This is a genomic window from Komagataeibacter saccharivorans, from assembly GCF_004348195.1.
In the GTDB taxonomy this organism is placed as follows: Bacteria; Pseudomonadota; Alphaproteobacteria; order Acetobacterales; family Acetobacteraceae; genus Komagataeibacter; species Komagataeibacter saccharivorans.
In genome coordinates this window covers 2,793,258-2,818,130 of sequence record NZ_CP036404.1, presented here as the reverse complement: position 1 = coordinate 2,818,130, position 24,873 = coordinate 2,793,258, and the positions used below count along the sequence as shown (strand labels likewise).

General features: G+C 63.3%; 18 protein-coding genes and 1 tRNA gene. 5 read left to right on the top strand and 14 right to left on the bottom strand.

Translation table 11 applies throughout. The features are described 5' to 3' along the window. Positions 1-75 precede the first annotated feature (75 nt). The 3 genes from KSAC_RS12980 to KSAC_RS12970 all read left to right on the top strand — a co-directional run bounded on the left by KSAC_RS12980 (position 76) and on the right by KSAC_RS12970 (position 3,798). A complete protein-coding gene (locus KSAC_RS12980; protein ID WP_118962425.1) occupies positions 76-1,341 on the top strand; it encodes a M16 family metallopeptidase in 1,266 nt (421 codons plus the stop codon). Further along, on the top strand, positions 1,338-2,678 hold the full coding sequence (locus KSAC_RS12975) for a TldD/PmbA family protein (protein ID WP_132305736.1): 1,341 nt from the start codon (positions 1,338-1,340) through the stop codon (positions 2,676-2,678). Before KSAC_RS12980 ends, KSAC_RS12975 begins: the two co-directional genes overlap by 4 nt. 151 nt (positions 2,679-2,829) lie before the next feature. After that, entirely contained in the window at positions 2,830-3,798 is a 969-nt protein-coding gene (locus KSAC_RS12970) for a Tim44 domain-containing protein (RefSeq protein WP_132305734.1), read from the top strand. Between the two features lie 107 nt (positions 3,799-3,905). Here the strand turns inward: KSAC_RS12970 and KSAC_RS12965 are convergent, their stop codons facing one another. The 14 genes from KSAC_RS12965 to KSAC_RS12900 all read right to left on the bottom strand — a co-directional run bounded on the left by KSAC_RS12965 (position 3,906) and on the right by KSAC_RS12900 (position 23,663). Next, positions 3,906-4,409 carry a hypothetical protein gene (locus KSAC_RS12965; RefSeq protein WP_132305732.1) on the bottom strand — a complete coding sequence of 168 codons (504 nt, stop codon included), beginning with the start codon at positions 4,407-4,409 and terminating at the stop codon, positions 3,906-3,908. Between the two features lie 252 nt (positions 4,410-4,661). Beyond that, on the bottom strand, positions 4,662-4,808 hold the full coding sequence (locus KSAC_RS17345) for a hypothetical protein (protein WP_162900365.1): 147 nt from the start codon (positions 4,806-4,808) through the stop codon (positions 4,662-4,664). A 34-nt stretch (positions 4,809-4,842) separates the two neighbouring features. Beyond that, on the bottom strand, positions 4,843-5,802 hold the full coding sequence (locus KSAC_RS12960) for a heme o synthase (RefSeq protein ID WP_102324822.1): 960 nt from the start codon (positions 5,800-5,802) through the stop codon (positions 4,843-4,845). A 2-nt stretch (positions 5,803-5,804) separates the two neighbouring features. Beyond that, positions 5,805-7,169 carry a cbb3-type cytochrome c oxidase subunit I gene (locus KSAC_RS12955; RefSeq protein ID WP_207918698.1) on the bottom strand — a complete coding sequence of 455 codons (1,365 nt, stop codon included), beginning with the start codon at positions 7,167-7,169 and terminating at the stop codon, positions 5,805-5,807. A 175-nt stretch (positions 7,170-7,344) separates the two neighbouring features. Then, on the bottom strand, positions 7,345-8,058 hold the full coding sequence (locus KSAC_RS12950; RefSeq protein ID WP_102324555.1) for a class I SAM-dependent methyltransferase: 714 nt from the start codon (positions 8,056-8,058) through the stop codon (positions 7,345-7,347). A 224-nt stretch (positions 8,059-8,282) separates the two neighbouring features. Further along, complete coding sequence (gene gshB, locus KSAC_RS12940) at positions 8,283-9,290, bottom strand: glutathione synthase (RefSeq protein ID WP_132305728.1); 1,008 nt, start codon at positions 9,288-9,290, stop codon at positions 8,283-8,285. Between the two features lie 106 nt (positions 9,291-9,396). Next, entirely contained in the window at positions 9,397-9,930 is a 534-nt protein-coding gene (greB, locus tag KSAC_RS12935) for a transcription elongation factor GreB (RefSeq protein ID WP_207918838.1), read from the bottom strand. Continuing rightward, positions 9,927-10,820 carry an aldose 1-epimerase gene (locus KSAC_RS12930; protein ID WP_132306271.1) on the bottom strand — a complete coding sequence of 298 codons (894 nt, stop codon included), beginning with the start codon at positions 10,818-10,820 and terminating at the stop codon, positions 9,927-9,929. Before KSAC_RS12930 ends, greB begins: the two co-directional genes overlap by 4 nt. Before the next feature lie 46 nt (positions 10,821-10,866). Then, on the bottom strand, positions 10,867-13,110 hold the full coding sequence (gene uvrB / locus KSAC_RS12925) for an excinuclease ABC subunit UvrB (RefSeq protein WP_102324559.1): 2,244 nt from the start codon (positions 13,108-13,110) through the stop codon (positions 10,867-10,869). 71 nt (positions 13,111-13,181) lie between these two features. After that, the gene (locus tag KSAC_RS12920; protein WP_110547128.1) at positions 13,182-14,573 is read right to left on the bottom strand and encodes an ABC1 kinase family protein; all 1,392 of its coding nucleotides are present in this window, start codon (positions 14,571-14,573) and stop codon (positions 13,182-13,184) included. Then, complete coding sequence (locus KSAC_RS12915; RefSeq protein WP_132305724.1) at positions 14,554-16,407, bottom strand: M3 family oligoendopeptidase; 1,854 nt, start codon at positions 16,405-16,407, stop codon at positions 14,554-14,556. The genes KSAC_RS12920 and KSAC_RS12915 overlap by 20 nt, the downstream gene beginning before the upstream one ends. 194 nt (positions 16,408-16,601) lie before the next feature. Then, positions 16,602-21,134 (bottom strand): glutamate synthase large subunit, encoded by a 4,533-nt coding sequence (gene gltB / locus KSAC_RS12910; RefSeq protein WP_110547130.1) that lies wholly within the window; start codon positions 21,132-21,134, stop codon positions 16,602-16,604. A 2-nt stretch (positions 21,135-21,136) separates the two neighbouring features. Next, a complete protein-coding gene (locus KSAC_RS12905) occupies positions 21,137-22,591 on the bottom strand; it encodes an NAD(P)-dependent oxidoreductase (protein ID WP_132305722.1) in 1,455 nt (484 codons plus the stop codon). 166 nt (positions 22,592-22,757) lie between these two features. Further along, entirely contained in the window at positions 22,758-23,663 is a 906-nt protein-coding gene (locus tag KSAC_RS12900; RefSeq protein ID WP_132305720.1) for a complex I NDUFA9 subunit family protein, read from the bottom strand. Positions 23,664-23,887: 224 nt separating this feature from the next. Here KSAC_RS12900 and KSAC_RS12895 point away from each other — a divergent pair. Then, a tRNA-Leu gene (locus KSAC_RS12895) sits at positions 23,888-23,974 on the top strand. A gap of 250 nt (positions 23,975-24,224) precedes the next feature. Beyond that, the gene (locus tag KSAC_RS12890) at positions 24,225-24,872 is read left to right on the top strand and encodes a ribonuclease D (protein ID WP_102324565.1); all 648 of its coding nucleotides are present in this window, start codon (positions 24,225-24,227) and stop codon (positions 24,870-24,872) included. Position 24,873 lies beyond the last annotated feature (1 nt).

The following is a 24,873-nucleotide window of genomic DNA, read 5'->3' as shown; positions in this document are numbered from 1 at the left end:
TCCTTCCTCCATTCCCTTACGCCAACAAGGGGCGGCACGGGCGCGAACATGCGCCATGCGGCCCGCAGGACCAGCATGACCGACCTGATCAATGTGACCCGACTGGACTCCGGCCTGACCATCGTGACCGAACGGATGGAACGGGTGGAGACCGTGTCCCTCGGGGCGTATGTCGCCGCGGGCACCTGCAATGAAACCGCGCAGGAAAACGGCGTTTCCCACTTTCTCGAACATATGGCCTTCAAGGGAACCGGCACCCGCACCGCCGCCGGAATCGCGGAGGAAATCGAGAATGTGGGCGGCCACATCAACGCCTACACCGCGCGCGAGCACACCGCCTATTACGTCAAGCTCCTGAAGGAAAACCTTGATCTGGGCGCGGATATCATCGGCGATATCCTGACCCACAGCAGCCTCGCCCCCGAGGAGCTGGAGCGCGAACGCGGGGTGATCCTGCAGGAAATCGGACAGGCGAACGACACGCCCGACGATATCGTGTTTGACCATTTTCAGGAAACCGCCTTCCCCGACCAGCCGATGGGCCGCCCCACGCTGGGCACGGAAGCGGGTATCCAGACCATGTCGCGCGCAACGCTGGTCAACTACATGAACACCCATTACACGGCGGGCAACACCATCATCGCGGCGGCGGGCAACCTTGAACATGCCCGCGTGGTCGATCTGGTGCAGCAGCATTTCCGTGACCTGCCGACCGGCATCGTGCCGCCCCAGCCGCCCGTGCGTTACGTGGGCGGAGAGTTCACGCAGGAACGCGAACTGGATCAGGCCCATATCGTGCTGGGCTTTCCGTCCATGCCCTATGGCGACCCGGACTATTACCCGGCCCTGCTGCTGTCCACGCTGCTGGGTGGGGGCATGTCGTCGCGCCTGTTTCAGGAAATCCGCGAAAAGCGCGGACTGGTCTATTCCGTCTATTCCTTCAACGCGCCGTTCCGTCAGGGCGGGCTGTTCGGCATTTATGCCGGAACGGGGGAAACGCAGGTCGCCGACCTCATCCCCGTCACGCTGGATGAACTGACCAAGGTGCGCCACACCGTTACCATGGCGGAACTGGCGCGCGCGCGGGCGCAGCTCAAGTCATCGCTGCTGATGTCGCTGGAAAGCACGGGCAGCCGGTGTGAACAGCTTGCCCGCCAGCTCCAGATCTTCGACCGGCTGATCCCGACCGCCGAAACCGTGCGCCGGGTGGACGCCGTCACCATCGAGGACGTGCAGCGCGTCGCCACCCGCATCTTCAGCGGCCGGCCCACGCTTACATCGCTGGGGCCGGTCAGACACCTGCCCTCGCTCGACAGCATTACGGGGGCACTGGCGGCATGAGTTCCAATCCCATCGACCAGATCGCAACCCTCATCACCCGTGCAAAGGGCGCGGGCGCCGATGCGGCGGATGCGATTTACGTCAGCCGCACCGCCCATGGCGCACAGGTGCGCAATGGCCGCACCGAAGACCTTGAACGTTCCGAAACGTGTGATCTGGGCCTGCGGGTTTTCGTGGGCCAGCGCGCGGCCATCGTCTCGGCCACAGCACTTGATCCCGCGCGGTTCGACGCACTGGCCGAACGCGCGGTGGCCATGGCCCGCGTCGTGCCGGAAGACCGTTTTGCCGGTCTGTGCGCCGAAGCCGAGCATCGCTTTGTCGATGCGGCGGGGCTGGATCTGTTCGACCCCACCGAACCCGCGACCGGCGATCTGATCACCCGCGCCCGCGTGGCGGAGGAATCGGCCCTGGCGGTGGAAGGCGTTTCCAACAGCAACGGTGCATCCGCAAGTTTCGGACTGTCGGACATCATCCTCATGACATCGGCCGGTTTTTCGGGTCGCTATGCCCGCACCAGCCATTCCGTCTCCGTCAGCACCGTGGCGGGCAGCGGCACGAAGATGGAGCGCGATTACGATTATCACGCTGCCGTCCATCTGTCCGACCTTGAAGATGCCGCCCTTGTCGGTCGCCGCGCGGGTGAGCGGACGGTCGCACGCCTGAACCCGGTCCGGCCACGTACGGGCCGCATGCCCATCGTGCTGGACCCGCGCGTTTCCACCAGCATGCTGGGGCACCTGTCGGGCGCGATCAACGGCATTTCCATTGCGCGTGGCACTTCCTTCCTGAAGGAAAAGATGGACAGCCGGATCATGCCCGCTGGCATCACCATCATCGACGATCCCCGTCGCGTACGTGGCCCCGGCGCCCGTCCCTTCGATGGGGAAGGCATGCTGACCGCAACGCGGACACTGGTGGAAGATGGCGTGCTGAAGACATGGGCGCTGGATTCACGATCCGCCCGCCAGCTCGGGCTGAAGCCCAATGGCTGCGCCAGCCGGGGCACATCGGGGCCGCCTGCACCCAGCCTTGGCAACATGTACATGCAGCCGGGCAGCATGACACCCACCGAACTGATGGCCGACATCACCGAAGGCATTTACATAACCGAGATGATGGGGTCCGCCATCAACGGCATTACCGGCGATTACAGCCGTGGCGCCGCAGGGTTCATGATCCGTAACGGCGTGCTGGCCGAACCGGTGGCCGAACTGACGGTCGCGGGGAACCTCAATGACATGTTCATGCGGCTGGTTCCGGCCAATGACCTGACATTCCGCCAGTCCACCAATGCCCCCACCATCCGTATCGACGACATGATGATTGCCGGGGCGTAATCGTTTCCTTTCCATGATTTCATGTTGCTGCGAGCCCGCGCCCCCTGTTACCGGGGCGCGGGCTTACTTATATCTGTAACACGTGGTCCGTTTCACGAGACCGCACGGATAAAGATGGTTCCGACACAGGATTGCAGATACCCTGACCCAGATGAAGACAATTTCCCCGCGCATGATGCCGCGTAAAAGCATCGCTCTCGCCGCCGTGACGGCCCTGACCGTGCTGCCGCTGCTGGCTCATCCCCACGCGGCGGAAGCCCGTGCGGGTGGTGGTTTCTCTATGGGTAGCCGTGGATCGCGCACCTACAGCGCGCCCGCGCCGTCGCAGACCGCGCCCTATGGCGCAACACCCTTCCAGCAGACGATGACCCCGCGCCAGCAGATGCCCGGCTTTGGTGCGCGCGCTCCCTTCGGCGCGGGTGCTGGCATGGCCATGGCACGTCCCCGCCATCCGTTCATGAACGGGTTTATGGGCGGTCTGGTCGGTGCTGGCCTGTTTGGCATGCTGTTCGGCCATGGCATGTTCGGTTCGGGCATGGGGGGCAGCGGCTTCCTTGGCCTGCTGATCCAACTGGCGCTGGTCTTCTTCATCGTGCGCTGGGCCATCCGGCGCTTTAGTGGCGGCATGGGTGCCAGCACCGGTGCGGGAGCGATGGGCACGCCCTCCCCCGCCGGTATGGCGCCGCAGGGGGCACGACAGCCGGTTGGCGTGGCCATTACGGCGGCTGACTATCAGGCGTTCCAGCAGGCCCTTATCAACATCCAGACGGCGTGGAGCCAGCAGGATGTGCGGGCCATGCAGCACATGGCGACACCGGAAATGGTGTCCTACTTCAACAACCAGTTGAGCAATCTGGCCAGCCGTGGCGCGCGCAACGTGGTGTCCGACATACGTTTCGACCGGGGTGATCTGGTGGAAAGCTGGCGTGAAAACGGCTTCGATTACGCCACGGTCGCCATGCAGTATTCGATGATCGACATCACCACCGACATGACCGGCCGTGTGATCGAAGGCGACCCGACCAACCGGGTCAGCGTTACCGAACTGTGGACGTTCGTGCGCTCGGCCGGAACGGGAAGCTGGCTTCTGTCCGCCATCCAGCAGACACCGGGCCGCTGATCCCCGCATTTCATGTTTGACGGAAAACGGCCTGCATCCCCCCGATGCAGGCCTTTTTTATTATCCGCGCCCCAGACCGTCCATGGCGGCATAACCGGCGTATCACGTCAGTTCGCCCTGGTGCCCAGCCTGGCGTCACACTCCCAGCTTGATGTTCCTATGGCGGCTGCCTGCATGATGGATGGCGTGCGCCATTGCCGGGGCAGCAGGCAGGTTTTATGGATGGCAGGCGGCGGTGGCTCTACCGCATCGTCATTGAACGGCGTTCCATCCTCACGCACGGTGCCCGTCAGGGCATTTACGCTTACATGCAACCCGTCATTACCGCTGCCAGCATGCCAGTACTCCTCGTCCCACCCGGCAATGATCCATTGGCCCTGCCGTATGGTCAGGCGCCAAGTTTCATTCCAGCGCCACGCACTGCCACCATAATTCTTCACCACGACAGAACCATGACTGAGGGTAACCCCCTGAAACGGGTCGCCCATAATGCCACCATCGGATGGCCCTCTGGCAATATCATCGCTGGAGATAACCTGCCTGCCCGCAACGAAAATGCGCAGGCGACGTGGCCCGTCATCCCGCCCGCGCAGGACGTCAATGCAGGCCATCACAGGCGCAGTGGCCCCAACCGGACCTTTTACGCTGGTCTCCGTTCTATACCCGGCCTCAACCCTGCCACACGCAGTATTTGCGCCGTCCGTAGCCGCTGCCTGATGGAACGGAAAAGACAGCACCGCGCATCCGCAAAAAAGAACGGGGACGCATCGGCTCAGATGACGGTAAAACTGAAACCGTGATCGAGGAGTACTTATGGCCATAAACTATCGGGCCGGGATCATGCCCCTCTGGTTCAGCCCCGCCTAGATGTGCGCAAGGCTGAGCGCATACAGGATCGCAGCCAGCGCCGAAAGCGTAACCGCTACGGCCCGGATGCGCCCCTTGTGCCGACGCGCCGCCTCCTGCGCTTCCATCTGCGGTGTAACCTGAACCGTTGTTGCCTGATCCATCTGCCCGAACTCCCGCATGGATAAAACTGCCCGATCAGTGGGCGATGAAGGCATGGTCGGCCAGCAGGCCCAGAAACAGAAAAAACAGGTAAGCCAGCGAATAACGGAAGGAACGGCGCGCCGGGCCATCACCCGTCAGGCTCACGCCATTGGCGTCCTGCCGGTCACGCAGCACCCCGATGGCGCACAGGATAAATCCCAACCCCAGCACACTGGCGACAACCGTGTACAGCCAGCCCGCCTGATGCGTGAATGAAGGCACCAGCGATACCGCCATGAGGATGAAGGTGTACCACAGGATCTGCCACCGCGTATGCCGCGCACCACGCACCACCGGCAGCATGGGAATACCTGCCCGTCCGTAATCCTTGCAGGCATAAAGCGAAAGCGACCAGAAATGCGGCGGCGTCCACAGGAAGATGATGCCGAACATCACCACCGGCATGACCGCCATGGACCCCGTGGCCGCAGCCCAGCCGATCATGGGCGGGAATGCTCCTGCCGCCCCGCCGATCACGATATTCTGCGGCGTCGAACGCTTGAGCCACATCGTATAGATCACGGCGTAGAAAAAGATGGAAAACGCAAGGATACCCGCGGCCAGCGCGTTGGTTGCAAACCACATCAGGATGACGGACGCAACCGACAGCCCGACACCATAACCCAGCGCGGCTTCCGCCCCCACGCGGCCATCGGGTATGGGACGGGTAACGGTACGCTTCATGACCGCATCGATATCGCGGTCGTACCACATGTTGATGGCCCCGGCGGCACCGGAAGCCATGCAGATGCACAGGATGCTGACAGCCGCCACCAGCGGGTTGAGCGGTCCCGGCGCCATGGCCAGACCGGCCGCCCCGGTAAAGACCACCAGCGAGATGACACGGGGCTTGAGCAGCACGAACCAGTCCCGTGCTTCCGTGCCCACACGTGAGGCATCAAATGTAACGGCGGCGCTATCCGCCGCGCCGGGCGTCGTGATGGTGCCGCTCATGTTCAGGCATCCCCATGTGCGGGGGACGGTGCCTGCCATTCCGGCGTGCGGGCACCCGGCCCCCAGTAATTGGCAGGCAGCGACCGGGCGGGGCTAAGGGCCACCTGCACCACGATCCCGGCGAAAACCAGAACGGACAGCCCCATCAGCACGGCACCGACCATACCGGCCACCCCATGAAACGCCATCAGCGACAGAACGGTGCCAGCCGTCGTCAGGCCGAAGTGCAGCCTGCTGGCCCCGCGGGGGGCGACATGGCCCACCATCTTGCCAATCCAGTAATAGAAACCCGCGAACACCGCGAACATGGCGGCATACAGCGTAGCCGCATGCACATCGGCCATGCCGCCGGGCAGCAGGGACATGACGGAACCGACCAGCAGCAGGGCAACGAAGCCTGCAGCCCATTCCATCGGCACGGCGGCGCACATGTGGCCCAGACGTGCCGTCTGCACCCATGCGGCCAGAACGGCCAGCACCGGCAGCACGATCAGCCCCAGTTGCACCACGGGTGCGGAAGTCGCCATATGATCCAGCCCACCATGCAGCAGGTCATGAACCCAGACCGAACTGCCGCCCACGGACAGCACGACCAGCGCCCCCAGCACGACACGGGGCATCTGCAGTGGCTTCGCACAGAATGTCTCGATCACCTGCGACACGATCCCCAGCGAGGGCAGCAGCAGCAATGCGATTTCCGGCCCGGCGAAGACATGCAGCAGCCCGTCGATCCGCGCGGACATATCGCCGCCATCAAGCCATACCCGCGTCAGGCCGCCAGCAAGAACCGGCATGACCATGACCGTCATCAGCGCCGTAAGGCCCTGTGCCCATACGAAAATGGGCATATCCCGCAGGCGCTGTCCCATCGGCCCCATGTTCAGAACCGTCGCCACCATGTTGATGGCCTGAAACAGCATGGCCAGACACCAGACCATAAGGGCGATGACCGAAACCTGCGCGGGCACGGCAGGGGAAAGACCGGCCAGAACAGCCACGAAGCTGCCTGCCGTCAGCCCCCACCCGGCCAGCGCCAGACGGGGAAAGGCAAGAGCGCGTGCGCGCAGCAGCAGGGGCACCAGCCAGTTGCCGAACCCGCCGAACAGGGCAGGCAGGGCACAGAAGAACACCATCATCATGCCATGGCGGCGACCGATGCGCTCAACGGCGGCAGTTGCATCCCCACCGGCCCATGCGGCCAGCACGGAATGCGGCAGCAGGCCCGCCTGCAGGCCGACAGCCATCAGCCCACCGGCCACGCCCGCCACAATCGCCATGACGAGATAAAGCATGCCGACGGTCCGGTAGTCCCCGGCCCGGCTGGAATCATGCCTGCCATCCGCCCCGAACTGTGTGCCTGTGGGCATCAGATCACTCCCTGCTGCCATGCGCCGGTGTCTGGGCATGGCCAATCGTTACCATGATTTCATCATATAGCCCGACTTATACACGAAAACGATACTGTGGATCGTTCCCGTGGTCGCGCAGATGTCATTTCAGCCCTGCTACAGGAACAGGGCTGTGGATGAGCTCAGCGGGAAATCAGGCCACCAGCGGACTGGCGCATGACCCGGCTTCGCGCTCCAGCGTGACCAGCGTGAACAGGCCCGCGGGCGGTACCGGCTGCAGGACCGCACGGCGCAGGTCGGCGGGCGGCAGCAGCGATTCAATGGCGAAATCCGGATGCCAGCCCAGCGAGTGCGAAGCACGTGCCATGCCGCGTTCCACCGCAAGGCGGACCCCGCCCTGCGCAAGGAAGTGATTGACGAACAGGATATGCCCGCCCGGCTTGACCACGCGCTTGAGTTCAGCCAGCAGCGCGCGCGGATGCGGCACGACGGAGGCCACGAACATCGCAACCGCGACATCGAACGTGCCATCGGCGAACTGGGTCGCCTCGGCATCCATTTCCAACAGGTTTTCCACGTTGGAAAGCTTCATGCGGCGCACGCGCTGACGCGCACGCTCAAGCATGTCACCCGACAGGTCGATACCCGTGATCCGCTTGTTCGCGCGATAATATGGCAGGGCAAGGCCGGTGCCCACGCCCACTTCCAGCACCTGCGTACCGGGCAGCGCGTTGACCGCCTCCACCGCGCGCTTGCGCCCGAAGGCGGAAACGCTGCCGAACAGCGCATCGTACACACTGGCCCAGCGGCGGTACGCAGCCTTGACCGCCGCAGCATCCAGCGCGGATTTGGGAGAGGGGATTTCCACAACCTTCTCGGCTGCTTCGTCGTGCAGAACGTCACTCATCAGGCTGTTCCCATGCCCTTGCCATGAAAGAAGGCATCGCCCGCCCCCTTCCGCACCGCATCCGCCATGATCAAATCCGTTCCGTTCTGCTGCATTACACTTCCACCTGACCTGCCCGCGCGCCCATCCGGCCCGCGTAGCCGCCTGTAATCCATACACGATGCCATGCCACATGGCACGGCAGTCACGATCACCGCGCCTGCCATGGACACCGTTTCCAATCCTTACGCGCCCACGTCAACCGTAGCCAGACGCGATACGATCGCATCCCAGATCAGGCCCGCCGTATTGATGCCGTCAAAGCGGTCGATTTCCTGCAGTCCGGTCGGGGATGTGACATTGATCTCGGTCAACCATTCCCCAATCACGTCGATCCCCACGAAAATCAGGCCCTGATCGCGCAGGAACGGCCCGATGGTGTCGCATATCTCACGGTCGCGCGCGGTCAGTTCCGCGCGCACCGGGCGACCGCCCACATGCATGTTGGACCGCGTCTCCCCTTCCGCCGGGATGCGGTCGATCGCGCCGACCGGCCTGCCATCGACCAGAATGATGCGCTTGTCCCCCTTGCGCACCGCCGGTTCGTAACGCTGGATCATCAGCGGCTCGCGTGAGCGGGCGAAATGCATTTCCAGCAGGGCGTTCAGGTTCGGATCATCCTGACGGATGCGGAACACGCCCGCGCCACCATTGCCGAAAAGCGGCTTGACGATGATGTCGCCCCACTTCGCACGGAAATCCCTTATCGCCGCCACATCCCACGTCACCAGCGTAGGGGGCATGAGATCGGGATAATGCGTGACCAGCAGCTTTTCGGGCGCGTTGCGAACCGCCGCGGGGTTGTTGACCACCAGCGCGCGGCCCGGACCGACACCATGGATATGCTCAAGGATATGGGTGGCGGTGATATAGGCCATGTCGAAAGGCGGGTCCTGACGCATCAGCACCACATCCATGGCGGACAGGTCGATCACCTGTTCATCGCCAAAGGTCGCATGTGCGCCTGCCTTGCGCTGCACCGTTACCGGGCGGGCACGGGCGGTCACCCGTGCCGCGCGCGGGGCGTCAGGCGTGCGGCGTCCCTCGCTCAGGCTCAGGGCCTCGACCTGATAGACGAACAGTTCATATCCCCGCGCCTGTGCTTCCAGCATCAGGGCAAAGGTTGAATCGCCATTGATGTCGATGCCGCCAAGCGGGTCCATCTGGACGGCGACCTTCAGGGGGCGTGGCATCTAATCAGTATCTCCGCACAGGACCGGTTCGCGCCGGACGTCACAAACTGAAACGGCCCGCGCCCAAATGTCATAATATGCCTTCAGCCACACGGCCAGCCCCCCATTACGGCAAAGGGGGATAGGAAATGCCCAGTACCTCGATCATTTCATCCCCCCGTGGCGTTGTCAGCCTGACTTCATCGCCCACCGCCGCACGCATGAGTGCGCGCGCCACCGGCGAGACGAGGCTGATCTGCCCCGCCGTCATGTCCGCCTCATCCACACCAAGGATTGTAACGGTGCGTTCCGCATCGCGTTCATCAACATATGTGACCGTAGCGCCAAAAAACACCCGATCGCGCTGCTGCTGGGCGGCCGGATCGACAATAATGGCGTTATCGATCCGCTTGGTCAGGAAGCGGATGCGGCGGTCGATCTCACGCAGCCGGCGCTTGCCATACTGGTAATCGCCGTTTTCAGAACGGTCGCCATTGCCTGCGGCCCACGATACAATTTCCACGATCCGGGGGCGTTCATCGCGCAGCAGGGCATTAAGCTCGGTGCGCATGGCCGCGATTCCGGCGGGTGTGATATAACATGACAGCCCGCCCGTGGCCGGTTTTCCCCCCTTGGCCGTGGATGACCTGCCCGCTGTCAGCACCGTGTCACCGTCATGCGGATATGCCCTTCCATCTTCTGGCCCGGCGCCAGTACGCGCACGCCGCTATCGGCAATGATCGGGCGATTGAAGCCATCGGTCATGTTGCTGACCGGTTCAAGCCCGATATAGGGCTGGCCGGGTGGGGTAAAAATTACCAGATGCCGCAGTTCGGGGCTGCCTTCCACCGTCAGCGCATAACCTTCGCGCGGCCAGCGCAGGAAGGCACTGCCGGACCACCCCGCATAACAGTTGTCGATCGGCTCCTGCCCTGCATCGCGCATATGGGCGAAGGACCATTCCCCTTCCACCGGCACACGCAGGGCAGGCAGGTGGTCCGGTCCGTTTGTCCATACGCTGCTGGCGGCAAAACCCAGCTTCAGCCCGGCATGACGGGGAAAATAAGGATGAAAGCCCATGCCCACCGGCTGGTCGCGGGTATCGGTATTTTCAAGCAATATGCCGATGGAAAGCCCGTTTTCACGCAGGTCGTAACGCAACTGCGCGCGGTAGCTGAACGGCCACTGCCCCATCAGGTCGCGCGTGGGCGCGTGATCGAGGGTAAGCGTGGCGCTGCTGTTGGCCAGCCTGTCCAGCCCCCAGCGCCGCTGCCACCCGTTGCCGTGAATGGCGCAGTTCTCCCCGCCGAAGCTGGGAGCGAGGTGATAGTCCACCCCTTCAAAACGGAAATGGTCACCCGCCACCCGGTTGGAAAACGGCACCAGCGGATAACCTGCCACGGCACGACCGTGCTGGGCGATCAGATGGGGATCACTGACCGGGCACAGCAGGTCCATCTCCCCACACCGCCAGAACGCGATGCTGCCGCCCACATCGGGCATGAGCCCCAGCTTCGCGCCGCCGGCCTCAAGTTCGACAACCGCCGTCATTTCGCGTTCGCGCTGGCCCGTGCAGGGCATGTTGAAGGAGGTGGTCCTATCGTCCACGTCGCTTTCCCCTTCCCTTCGCCTGTTCCGGGTCATAGCCCCCGCCCCCCGGCCCCAGCGGCACGGGGCCACGGTTGCGCCGGGCGATGGCCTTGGGGCTGGTGCCCGGACGCCCCGCACTGGACTGGGGCAGCGGGGGCGGAACCATGCCCAGTTCCAAGGCTTCCAGCCTGCGGATTTCATCACGCAGGCGGGCGGCTGTCTCGAATTCCAGTTCCGCCGAGGCCGCGCGCATCTGTTTTTCCAGTTCGGCAATGGCGGCCTTGTAATCCTTGCCGACCATTTCCTGCACGCTGCCATCCGCCGTGGGGGTGACGGTCACGTAATCCTGCTCGAACACGGACGAAATGACATCGCCGATATGCTTGCGCACGGATTGGGGGGTGATGCCGTGTTCCTCGTTCCACAGGCTCTGCTTTTCGCGCCTGCGGGCGGTTTCCTCGATGGCGTAGGCAAGGCTGTCGGTCATCCTGTCCGCATAAAGCAGCACGCGCCCTTCCACATTGCGCGCGGCGCGGCCAATGGTCTGGATCAGGGACGTGCGCGAACGCAGGAAGCCTTCCTTGTCAGCATCCAGAATGGCGACAAGGGAACATTCGGGAATATCCAGCCCTTCGCGCAGCAGGTTGATGCCGATCAGCACGTCGAACGCGCCAAGCCGCAGGTCGCGGATGATCTCGATACGCTCCAGCGTATCCACATCCGAATGCAGGTACCGCACACGGATACCGGCTTCGTTCATGTATTCGGTCAGGTCTTCAGCCATGCGCTTGGTCAGCGTCGTGACAAGCACGCGGCCACCATCGGCAATGGTCAGACGACATTCGGCCAGCAGGTCATCGACCTGATGTTCAACCGGCCGGACGATGGTGACCGGGTCGATCAGGCCGGTGGGGCGGATGACCTGTTCGGCAAACACGCCCTCCGTGCGGCGCATTTCCCACGGGCCGGGAGTCGCGCTGACGAAGACCGTCTGCGGCCGGTAGGAATCCCATTCGGCAAAGGTAAGCGGGCGGTTGTCGAGGCAGGAAGGCAGGCGGAAGCCGAATTCGGCCAGCACGGATTTGCGTGCATGATCCCCGCGTTCCATCCCGCCGATCTGCGGCACGGTCACATGGCTTTCATCCACGATCAGCAGCGCATCCTCGGGCAGGTACTCAAACAGGGTTGGCGGCGGTTCACCCGGCGCGCGACCGGACAGGTAGCGGGAATAATTCTCGATTCCCTTACAGACGCCCGTGGTCTCGATCATTTCCAGATCGAAGGTGGTGCGCTGCTGCAGGCGTTCGGCCTCCAGCAGTTTGCCATCCGCATTGAAGCGGGCCAGCGTTTCACGCAGTTCCTGCTTGATGCCCGTCATCGCCTGCGTAAGCGTGGGGCGCGGCGTCACGTAATGGCTGTTGGCGTAGATGCTGATGGCTTCCAGATCACCGGTCTTTTCACCGGTCAGCGGATCGAATTCGATAATTTCGTCAATCTCATCGCCAAACAGGCTGACGCGCCATGCCCGATCCTCGTTCTGGACGGGAAAGACATCGATCGTCTCGCCACGCACGCGAAAGGTGCCGCGCTGGAAGGCGGCATCGTTACGGCGGTACTGAAGTTCGACCAGCCCCTTTATCAGGCGGTCGCGGTCGATCTCGCCACCGACCTCCAGCTTGACCACCATGCGCGAATAGGTCTCGACCGAGCCGATACCGTAAATGCACGAAACCGAGGCCACGATGATCACATCGTTACGCTCCAGCAGCGCCTGCGTGGCGGCATGGCGCATACGGTCGATCTGTTCGTTTATCTGGCTGTCTTTTTCGATATACGTGTCCGACCGGGGCACATAGGCTTCCGGCTGGTAGTAATCGTAATAGCTGACGAAATATTCCACCGCGTTGTCGGGGAAGAACTGTTTCATCTCGGCATAGAGCTGGGCGGCCAGCGTCTTGTTGGGCGCGAGGATCAGGGCGGGCTTCTGCGTGGCCTCGATGATCTTGGCCATCGTGAAGGTCTTGCCCGAACCGGTCACGCCCAGCAGAACCTGATCGCGTTCGCCCTTTTCCACGCCGCTGACCAGTTCGGCAATGGCGGTGGGCTGGTCGCCTGCCGGTTCATAGGGGGAACTGACGCGAAAGGTATGGGTGCGTGGTTTCGCGGGCTGACGTTCCGGCTGGAACAGGACGGGCCTGTCAGCCGGATCGATATCGGTAGTCTTCTTTTTCCTGCGGGATGCTGTCGCCATGGTTAAGGAAAGTGGGGATAAAACCGCCGCAGCACAAGGGCTGTATGCGGCTCCATCCCTACTCCCGCCGTTCAGCCATGCGTGCCAAGCGGCGGCGGCACGCGGGCTTCGCGCATAGCTTCGGCCTGACGGCGCGCCAGCGCGGCCTCATCGAAGTCGGCGGCCATTTCCTGAAACAGTTGATACCAGTTGACCTTTGCCCTGAGGCGCAGGAACACGCTGCCCAGCCCCACGGCGGAACGGTCAACCAGCACGAATTCACGCGGCGGCTGCACGCCCCCCGTGCGCTTGAGACCGGCATAGACCCGTTCAGCCACCGCGCGGCCATATTGCGGGTCGTTATCTTCCTGAATGAAGCGTTCACGGTCCTCCATCAACGGACCGTAGATGAAGCGCGCCCATTCATTGAGCACCCGCATCGTATCGCGCGACATGTTGGTAAAGCCCCATGCCTGATAGGCATGATAGGCCAGATCCTCGTCATCCGTCTCGATCGCCCTGTGCAGGTCGATGATTCCCTGCACGAAGCGCGCGGGGAAGATGCGGATGGCCCCGAAATCGAGCAGGTTGATGCCGTAATCATCGCGCACGGTAAAATTGCCCATATGCGGGTCGCCATGGATCACGCCATAGCGGTACAGCGGCGCATACCATGCCCGGAACAGGGCACGGGCCATGCTGTTACGCTCTTCCTGCGTGGGATTGGTATCCAGCACCTTCTGGATGCCACGGCCATTGACCCAGTCCATGGTCAGCAGGCGCTGGGTACACAGGCTGTCGATGGGGGCCGGGATGGTCACGTCCGACCACTGCGCCAGCATGAGGCGATACAGCCGCATGTTCGCCGCTTCACGCTGGTAATCCAGTTCCTCGTACAGCCGGTCCTGCAGTTCTTCCAGCACGTCATCCTGACAGATCGTGCTGTCCAGACGGTAAAACAGCCCCACCGCCATGCGAAACTGCTTGAGGTCGGATTCCACGGTCGAGCGCATGTCGGGATATTGCAGCTTGCACGCGACAGGCCGCCCGTCGGGCAGCACCGCGCGATGGACCTGCCCCAGACTGGCCGCGGCAGACGCTTCCCGGTTGAAGGAGCGGAAATTACGCTCCCAGTTCGGCCCCAGTTCGGTAGCCATGCGACGACGGACGAAATTCCAGCCCATGGCGGGCGCATTGGCCTGAAGCTGGGCCAGTTCCTTGGCATATTCCTCCGGCAGGGCGCCGGGGATCGTGGACAGAAGCTGCGCGCCCTTCATAAGCGGCCCCTTCAGGCCGCCCAGCACGCTTTTCAGGTCCTCGGCATGGATGGTCTGGTTGGACCTGAACCCCATCTTGTGCCCGGCGATACGCGCCGCGATGCCGCCCACCGTGCCCGACGTACGCACCATGCGGCGGAATTCGCCAAACAGGCCGGTATTATCGAGATTCCGTTCATCCGCCACGTCAGACACGCTCCAGTTCATCAATAAATCCGGCGATCACATCCAGCCCCTTCTGCCAGAATCCGGGGTCTGCCGCATCCAGTCCGAACGGGGCCAGCAGTTCCTTATGCCGCCTGGTGCCGCCTGCGCGCAGCATGTCGATATACTTGTCCTGGAAACCCGGATGACCGGACCGGAAAACCCCGTATAGCGCGTTTACCAGACAATCACCAAAGGCGTAGGCATACACATAGAACGGCGAATGGATGAAATGCGGGATGTAGGTCCAGTACGCATCGTAATCCGGGGTGAAGCTGAAGGCCGGGCCCAGGCTTTCAACCTGCGTCTGCCGCCAGATCTCCCCAATGCGCGCAGGCAGCAGTTCGCCCTTGCGGCGTTCGTCATGCACCAGTGTCTCGAACCGGTAAAAGGCGATCTGGCGCACCACGGTATTGAGCATGTCCTCCACCTTGGCGGCCAGCATCAGCCTGCGCCGGGCGGGGTCGGTCTGCGCATCCAGCAGGGCGCGGAAGGTCAGCATCTCGCCAAACACGCTGGCGGTTTCGGCCAGTGTCAGCGGCGTGTTGGACATGAGATAGCCCTGCTCGCCCGCCAGAACCTGATGGACGCCATGCCCCAGTTCATGCGCCAGCGTCATCACATCGCGCGTGCGCCCACGGTAATTGAGCAGAAGATAGGGATGGGCGGACGGCACGGTCGGATGGGCGAAGGCACCGGACGCCTTGCCCGGAACAGGCGGGGCGTCGATCCATGCGTTATCGAAAAACTGCCGGGCGACCTTACCCATGCGCGGGTCAAAGCCCTCATACGCCGCCATGACCTGCCGGGTGGCGTCGGGCCATGTGATCAGCGGTTCGTCCTGCGTGGTAAGCGGGGCGTTACGGTCCCAGTATTCCAGCTTTTCCAGCCCCAGCCATTTGGCCTTGAGCGCGTAATAGCGATGCGACAGGCGGGGATAGGCTTCGGTCACGGCCTGAACCAGCGCGTCCACCACTTCGTCCTCGACCATGTTGGCGCAGTTGCGCGCGGAAGTCGGACGCGGGTAATGGCGCAGCCCGTCCATGATGGCCTTGTCCTTCGCCAGCGTGTTCGTCACCAGCGAGAACAGTTTCACATTCCCCCCCAGCACATCGCCAATGGCGCGGGCCGCACGTTCACGCGTGGCGCGGTCGGGGCTGGACATGGTGTCGAGCGCGCTGCCCAGCGTGACTTCCTCCCCGCCCAGACGCACGCGCAGGCCGGCCATCGTCTCATCGAACAGGCGGTTCCAGGCGGCGGCACCCGTGACCGATTTTTCATGCAGGACAGCTTCGACTTCGTCCGAAAGCTGGTAGGGCCGGAAAACCCGCAGGTCGCGCAGGAACGGACCCCAGTGCGCCAGCGCCGGGTCCGCAAGCTGCGTGGCCAGCACATCATCGGGGATACGGTTGATTTCCAGCGTGAAGAACAGGAGATGCGTTGAAATGCCGGTCAGCCGTTCATTGATCGACTGCGCGAAACGGCCCACGCCCGAATCCGATGTATTGGCCGCGAACAGAAGCTGGGCATAGGAACCGGCACGGCCCAGCACCTCATCAATGCGCTGGTATTCGGCTAGAGCCTGCGCCAGTTCGCTGCCGGGCAGGCTGTCCAGACGGCCCTGCCACACACGGGCGAAAGCCTGCGCGTCCTCATCGGCCTGATCGAGGTCGGTGACGAGCTTCGGGCTTTCCGGCCCGTCATACAGATCCGACAGATCCCATCGCGGCAGCCCCGCAAGCGCCGGTGCGCCACCGGATTCCCCGGCAACGTCGCGCCGCACGCGGGATGTGGTGGTGGCACCGGCCACGGGGGCGGAAAAATACGCTTTGGACATAGATCAGGCACACCCATCAGATCGGGCGAAGCCAGCGCATGCGCACCGGCCTCGCGATTCCCTTTATCCTGAATCTAGTGCGTCATGGTCGCATGTGCGACCCCGCAGGCCGATATTCCGCCTTAAAAACAGACAGGGCCGGACATTGCTGCCCGGCCCCGCCGCCTTATCCCGTCATCAGGTCAGCCCTGATTTCACGCACCACGTGCCAGTGCGGGTGCTTCGAAACCGATCACGCGCGCATATTCCGTGGGCACGACCTGCCAGAAGCGCGGCAGCGTCTTGTCCCAGTTATGCAGCAGCAGTTCGGCATACCGGCTGCCGGTTTCGCGTGCATGGATCTCGACCTGCTCACGCAGCACGGCTTCCCATTTCGGGTCCTGCACGCGGCACCACATGACGGTATCGGCGTTTACACGCTCGGCAAACGTGCCGCTTGCGTCATACACAAACGCCATGCCGCCGGTGAAGCCCGCGCCAAAATTGTCGCCAATCTCGCCAAGGATGACCACGGTGCCGCCGGTCATGTATTCGCAACCGTTCGATCCACACCCTTCGATCACCGCCGTAGCGCCCGAGTTACGCACAGCAAAGCGTTCACCCGCCTGCCCCGCCGCATACAGCGCACCCGCTGTCGCGCCATACAGGACGGTATTGCCGACAATCGCGTTCTCGTTCGACACAAGGCTGGAGGACGGGGAGGCACGGACCACGATGGTCGCACCCGAAAGCCCCTTGCCCACATAGTCGTTCGCATCGCCCAGCACCTCAAGCTTGAGGCCCTGCACCGCAAACGCACCCAGCGACTGCCCCGCCGACCCACGCAGACGCACCGTAAGGTGCCCCGGCGCCAGCTTGGTCATGCCGAACTGCCGCACGATCAGCGAGGAAATGCGCGTGCCGATCGCGCGATGCGTGTTCTGCACGTTGTACTGCAACTGCATCTTCTCGCCATGGTCGAACAGCGGCCGCGCATCCGCAATCATCTGTGCATCCAGCGTCTCCGGCACCTCGTTACGGCCTTCGCGGGTGCAGTAGCGGCCATAAGGGCCGGGGTCCGCCTGCGCCAGAAGCGAGTTGAGGTCCAGATCGTCCAGATAATCAGCCCCACGCAGCACCTGATGCAGCAGGTCGGTGCGGCCGATGATCTCGTTGAGCGAGGTGAAGCCCAGCGAGGCAAGGATGTTGCGCACGTCCTCGGCAATGAAGGAGAACAGGTTGATCACCTTCTCCGGCGTGCCCTCGAACTTGCGGCGCAGTTCATCATCCTGCGTACACACACCCACCGGGCAGGTGTTGGAGTGGCACTGACGCACCATGATGCAGCCCATGGCGACGAGGCTGGCGGTGCCGATGCCGAATTCTTCCGCGCCCAGCATGGCGGCGATCACCACGTCGCGCCCGGTTTTCAGCCCGCCATCGGTACGCAGCTTCACCCGGTGGCGCAGGCGGTTGAGCATCAGTACCTGATGCGCTTCCGCCAGCCCCAGTTCCCACGGCATGCCCGCATATTTGACCGAGGACTGCGGGCTTGCACCCGTGCCGCCGGAATGGCCCGAGATCAGGATCGCATCCGCCTTCGCCTTCGCGACACCGGCTGCAATCGTGCCGATGCCCGAACGCGCGACCAGCTTCACCGTAACCGTGGCTTCAGGATTGATCTGCTTGAGGTCGTAGATGAGCTGGGCCAGATCCTCGATCGAATAGATGTCGTGGTGCGGCGGGGGCGAGATCAGGGTCACGCCTTCGGTCGCATGACGCAGCCGGGCGATCAGGCCCGTCACCTTGAAGCCGGGAAGCTGTCCGCCCTCGCCCGGCTTCGCACCCTGCGCCATCTTGATCTCGATCTCGCGGCAGTCATTGAGGTACTGCGCGGTCACGCCAAAACGGCCCGATGCGATCTGCTTGATGGCCGACGATGCGTTATCACCATTGGCGCGCGGCTTCGCGCGGGCCGGGTCTTCGCCGCCCTCACCCGAATCGGACTTCGCACCGATGCGGTTCATGGCGATCGACAGCGTCTCATGCGCTTCGGGGCTGAGCGCACCCAGCGAGATGCCCGGCGCGATCAGGCGCTTGCGCAGTTCCGTGATGCTTTCGACCGATTCCACGGGGATGGGCGTGCGCCCGCCACGGAAGTCCAGCAGGTCGCGCAGCGCCACCGGCGGCTGGCGGCGCACTGCATCCGCGTAACGCTGGTAGACCGAGAAGCTGCCCGTCGCCACGGCGGTCTGGAGCATATGGATCAGGTTGCCGTCAAAGGCATGGACTTCACCGCTGCGGCGCAGCTTGTAACGCCCACCGACGGACAGCGTCTCAACCTGCCTGTTCCATGCCTTGTGATGGAAGCTCAGCACATTGCGCGCGATGCCGGTCAGGCCGATGCCGGAAATGCGCGAGGGCATGCCGGGGAAGAATTCCGCCGTCAGCGCGCGCGACAGGCCGATGGCCTCGAAATTATAGCCGCCGCGATAGGATGCCACGATGGAAATGCCCATCTTGGACATGATCTTGAGCAGGCCCTTGTTGACCGCCTTGCGATACCGCTCGACCGAATCCGACAGTGACAGGTTGCCGAACAGCCCGCGCCGGTGCCGGTCCGCGATGCTTTCCTGCGCCAGATACGGATTGACCGTGGTGGCACCCACGCCGATCGTCACCGCAATGGCATGCACATCGAGCGCACCGGCGGAACGCACGTTCAGCGAGGTGAAGGTCCGCAGCGACTGCCGCACCAGATGCGTATGCACCGCAGCCGTGGCGAGGATCATCGGAATATAGGCCCGGTCCCCGGACTGGTGTTCATCGGTCAGGAAGACATGGGTGCAGCCCTGACGCACGCGGTCCTCGGCTTCCGCGCGGATGCGTGCAATGGCGCTGCGCAGTCCGGCTTCACCCTCCGCCGCGGGGAAGGTGCAGTCGATGATGCAGGCATCCTTGCCACAGAATTCGACCAGCGCCTGGAATTCACCCGTGGTCAGCACCGGGGAAGGAAGCTGGAGCAGGTCGCACTGCGTCTCGCTTTCCTCAAGGATGTTGCCAAGGTTGCCCAGTCGCGTCACCAGGCTCATCACCCGCGTTTCACGCAGGCTGTCGATGGGCGGATTGGTGACCTGGCTGAAAGCCTGACGGAAGTAATGCGCAAGCCCGCGATAACGGGTGGACAGCACCGCAAGCGGCGTGTCGTCGCCCATAGACCCGATGGCTTCGGAAGCACTTTCCACCATCGGCTGGAGAATGGTTTCGAGGTCTTCCAGCGTCATGCCTACGGCAAGCTGGCGGCGGCGCAGGGTTTCGGCGTCATACAGCACCGGCTCGCTGCCATCGGGGCGCACGATGCTGGAGATTTCATGCGTGCGCTGGACCCAGCTACCGAAATCCTGACGGCCGGCCAGTTCGTCCAGCAGTTCGTCATTGCTGTACAGTTTCGCCGTTTTCAGGTCGAGGGCCAGCGACTGCCCCGGCCCGAGCCGCCCGCGGCTTACGATCTTGGCTTCGGGCACCTTGACCATGCCGGTTTCGGAACCGACGATCAGCAGCCCGTCACTGGTCACGGTATAACGCAGCGGACGCAGGCCGCTACGGTCCAGACCCGCCACCAGCCAGCGGCCATCCGTGGCGCACAGCGCGGCAGGGCCGTCCCACGGCTCCATCACGGCATTGCAGTAGGAATACATGTCCTTGTGCCGCTTCGGCATGGCGGAATTGCCGCCGATGCTGGCCGGGATCATGAGGCAACGCGCCATGGGGGCGTCGCGCCCGGCGAAGGTCAGCAGTTCGAACACATTGTCGAAACACGCCGTATCGGACCCCTGCGCCTGCACGACGGGCTTGAGGTCTTCCATATACGGGTCCAGCACGGGATCGGCCAGCCGCGTCTCGTGGCTTTTCATCCAGTTCACATTGCCCGAAATGGTGTTGATTTCACCATTATGGGCAAGGCGACGGAAAGGCTGGGCCAGCTTCCATGTGGGGAAGGTGTTGGTCGAATAACGCTGGTGATAGATCGCGAAACGGCTGACGAAACGCGGGTCGAGCAGGTCGGGATAGAACACCGTCAGATGTTCGGCCAGGAACATGCCCTTGTAGATCAGCGACCGGCACGACAGCGAACACACATACAGGTCCACCTGATTGGCGATCGCGCTTTTTTCAATCCGGCGGCGGATGATGTACAGGTCGCGCTCGAACTCGTCTTCCGCGCTGCCGGGCAGGTTGCGGATCAGGATCTGCTCGATTTCCGGGCGGGTGGCGTTGGCCTTTTCACCGATACAGTCGGTGTTGATCGGCACCTGCCGCCAGCCATAGATGCTGTAGCCGAAAGCAAGGATCTCGCTTTCGATGATCTGGCGGCAGCGTTCCTGCGCCGCGATATCGGTCTTGGGCAGAAAGACCATGCCAACGGCGATCTGGCTGTCCACGCCGCCTTCGGCGCCACCTGCGTGGATCGCATCGGCAAAGAAGTCCTGCGGGATCTCGACATGAATGCCTGCGCCATCGCCGGTCTTGCCGTCTGCATCGACCGCGCCACGGTGCCACACGGCCTTCAGCGCCGCGATACCGGCTTCCACCACGTCGCGGCGCGGCTTGCCATCCAGTGCCGCAACCATGCCCACGCCACAGGCGTCATGCTCATCCGCCGGACTGTACAGGCCGGAGATGGCTTTGGCGTTCGCTTCCCATTCCTGCACGAAATCGGTCGGCTGCTGTTCAAACTGGTCCATCATGCTTACTCCGCCACCTCGGCCTGCGCCGCCGTCATTTCCTCAAGCCATTCGTGCATCCGGGCTGCCGCGTCACGACCGTCGCGGATGGCCCACACAACCAGACTGGCCCCGCGCACGATATCGCCTGCCGCAAACACGCCGGGCAGGCTGGTCATGAATGTCTTGCGATCGACCATGAGCGTGCCCCAGCGTGAAACCTCCAGTTCCGGCTGCCCCCACAGGGTGGGCAGCGGTTCGGGATCGAAGCCCAGCGCCTTGACCACAAGGTCCGCTTCCAGCGTAAACGCACTGTTTTCAACCGGTTCGACCGACTGGCGACCGCTCGCGTCGGGCAGACCCAGCTTCATGCGGCTGGCGCGCACGCCCGTTACGCTGCTGTCGCCTTCAAACGCCTGCGGGGCTGCGAGCCATACGAACTCGACACCTTCTTCCTCGGCGTTTTTCACTTCACGCACCGAACCGGGCATGTTGGCGCGGTCGCGGCGGTACAGGCATTTGACCGATTTCGCGCCCTGCCGGATGGCCGTGCGCACGCAGTCCATGGCCGTATCGCCACCGCCGATCACCACAACCGACTTGCCTGCCGCATTCAGTTCGCCACTGTCATATTCCGCGACCGTATCCCCAAGCGAGACACGGTTGGACGCGGTCAGATAATCCAGCGCGCGCACGATGCCGCCCAGCCCCGCGCCGGGACCGCCGATATCGCGCGACTTGTACACGCCTGTCGCGATCAGCACGCTGTCATGGCGCGCACGCAGGGTGGAGAACGCGATGCTGTCCGCCCCGTCGGTATCGCCGACCCCTTTGCCGAGATGGAAGGTAATGCCCGATTCCACCAGCAGCCTGTGGCGGCGCGTGACAATGTCCTTCTCCAGCTTGAAGCCGGGGATGCCATACATCAGCAGGCCGCCAATGCGGTCGTAACGGTCGTAGACGTGGACCTGATAGCCCTGTTCGCGCAACTGCACGGCAGCCGCCAGACCACCGGGACCAGCCCCGATGATGGCCACGCTTTCATTGCGTTCAGCCACCGGCACGACCGGCCTGACCCAGCCGTTATCGAAGGCGGTGTCCGTGATGTAGCGTTCCACCGCGCCGATGGTGACGCTTTCGAACCCTTCCTCGATCACGCAGTTCCCTTCGCACAGGCGGTCCTGCGGGCAGATGCGGCCACAGATCTCGGGGAAGGTGTTGGTTGCGGAGGAGAGTTCATACGCCTCCTGCATCCGGCCTGCCGCCGTCATCATCAGCCAGTCGGGAATGTTGTTGCCCAGCGGACAATGCACCGAGCAGAAGGGCACGCCGCACTGCGAACAGCGCGAGGCCTGCGTTTCGGCCTTCGCAGGCACGAATTCGGCGTAAATCTCGTTAAAATCCTTGCGGCGCGCCTCGGCAGGCCGTTTGTCCGGCTGCTCCTGCGCCACAGAGACGAATTTCAGCATGCGCTCGGCCATCGGTCTGCCCCCGGTGTGCGTGAAGGTAAGGAACGCGGCAGGCACGACAGGCGTGCCCGCGACGTGGCACAGGTCTTACGCAACACCCCGCGCCAATAAAAGACAGCAGTACTGACCTTAATACCGAAATATGCTGAAAAATACCGAAAAACCGAAGTTTTCCGTCTTACGGCACTCCGGTCAGGATCAGATCCATCGGGGATGGGGCAATGCCCAGCATGGCAATCGTGCGCGCGCCGGGGGCCACGACATTATCGACATATAGCAGCCTTACCTGATCGCGCGTCAGCACCCGGCCCGGCAGGTGTTCGAGTATGCCGCCCTGCAGCAGCGCCAGCCAGCGCGGCACGGCCACAAGCGGGCGTGGATGTCCGGCCCATCGCGCCGCCCATGCCACGATCTGGCGCATGGTCAGGATACGGGGGCCACCGAATTCGAAAATCGCGCCCGCCATGTCCTCCCCTCCGGCTGCGATACGGACAATCCCCTCCGCCACGTCCCCGACCCATACCGGCTGGAAACGCGTCGCCCCCGCATAGACCGGCATGACAGGCAGCATCCGGGCCATGCGGGCGAACATGTTGGGAAACGACCCTTCCTGACCGAATATGAGCGACGGCCGCACGATCACCGCTTCGGGCATGTACTGGCTGACCGCCGCTTCCCCCGCCGCCTTGCTGCGCGCGTACGCCGATGGGCTGTCCATCGTCGTCCCCAGCGCGGAAACATGGACAAGCCGCCCCACCCCCGCTGCGGCGCACAGCCGGGCCACGCGTCCCGCACCCTGCACATGGATGGCATCGAACGTCGCAGCCCCGTGGGGCGAGAGAATGCCCACCAGGTTTATGACCAGTTCACTCCCCTCGATGGCGGCGACACAGGCTGCCTCCTCGGTAATGGAGGCGACAATCGGCACGATCTGCCCCACGTCACCCAGCATGCGCAGGCCCGCTGCGCTGGTGGCGGCGCGCGCGGCCACGCGCACCACATATCCAGCCTGCGCCAGCCGCTGCACAACGTGGCGGCCCACAAAGCCGCTACCACCAAAAACCGTCGCCACCCTGCGTGTCATTCCCTGCTCCCGTTCCGGGGTTGGTAATCGTGGGCGTATCCTGCGCCCTTGAGGACGGATGAAGGCATTCGCTTTTTCCACCCCTCCTTCCACCGCACGGACAGACCCGAAAGAAAAAAATGCGCCTGTTTTCAAAAAAATGCATTTACCCTGTTGACCGCCCCGGCGTGCCGGACTAAACAGCGCTCACACCACCCCGGCGGCCTCCGCTGGGGAGCCTCTGAGCCCAGATGGCGGAATTGGTAGACGCGCAGGTTTCAGGTACCTGTGGCCGCAAGGTCGTGGAAGTTCGAGTCTTCTTCTGGGCACCATCTCTCCTAAAAAGATAATAAACCCCTCCGGGGGCGGTCAGGACAGCCCCTCGGGGACTGTCCCGTTATCTTTTTGCCTGTTCGCCCGTTCAAATTGGTGTAAACCGCCCACGAACACACAATTTACGTACAGGCCCACCGTCCGCGCCCCGCATCCGGGACCCGGCAAACAGAGAACGGATTGCCTTCCTTGCGGTTGCGTTCCAGACCTGCCACCGTGAACTGACCATCGTGACGGAGCAATTTCCACATGGCTGTAAGCCCAGCACCCGAGAGCATCCATTTCCATCGCGGCGACCTGCCGGCGGACGTTACGTTTCCCGCCGCCGTTGCCGTCGATACGGAAACGATGGGGCTGAACCCGCATCGTGACCGGCTCTGTCTCGTGCAGCTTTCAGGTGGTGACGGGCATGCCCATCTGGTGCAGATGCCCGCTGGCGTCACGGCGGCGGACTGCCCCAACCTCGTACGCGTGCTGACCGACCCGGACCGGCCCAAGATCATGCATTTCGCCCGCTTTGACGTGGCGATCCTCCAGCACACGCTCGACATCACGGTAGCGCCGTGCATCTGCACCAAGATCGCATCCAAGCTGGTGCGCACCTATACCGACCGCCACGGGCTGGCCAATCTGTGCCGGGACATGCTCGGGGTGGATCTGAGCAAGCAGCAGCAGTCCTCGGACTGGGGCGCGCCGCAGCTTACGCCCGAACAGCTTGCCTATGCCGCCTCCGACGTGCTGTACCTGCATGCATTGTGGGAAAAACTCGAAGCCCTGCTGCTCCGCGAGGGGCGGCGCGAACTGGCGCAGGCATGCTACGATTTCATGCCCACCCGCGCCCGGCTGGATATTCTGGGCTATGGGGAACCGGATATTTTCGCACACCGGGCCGCCTGAT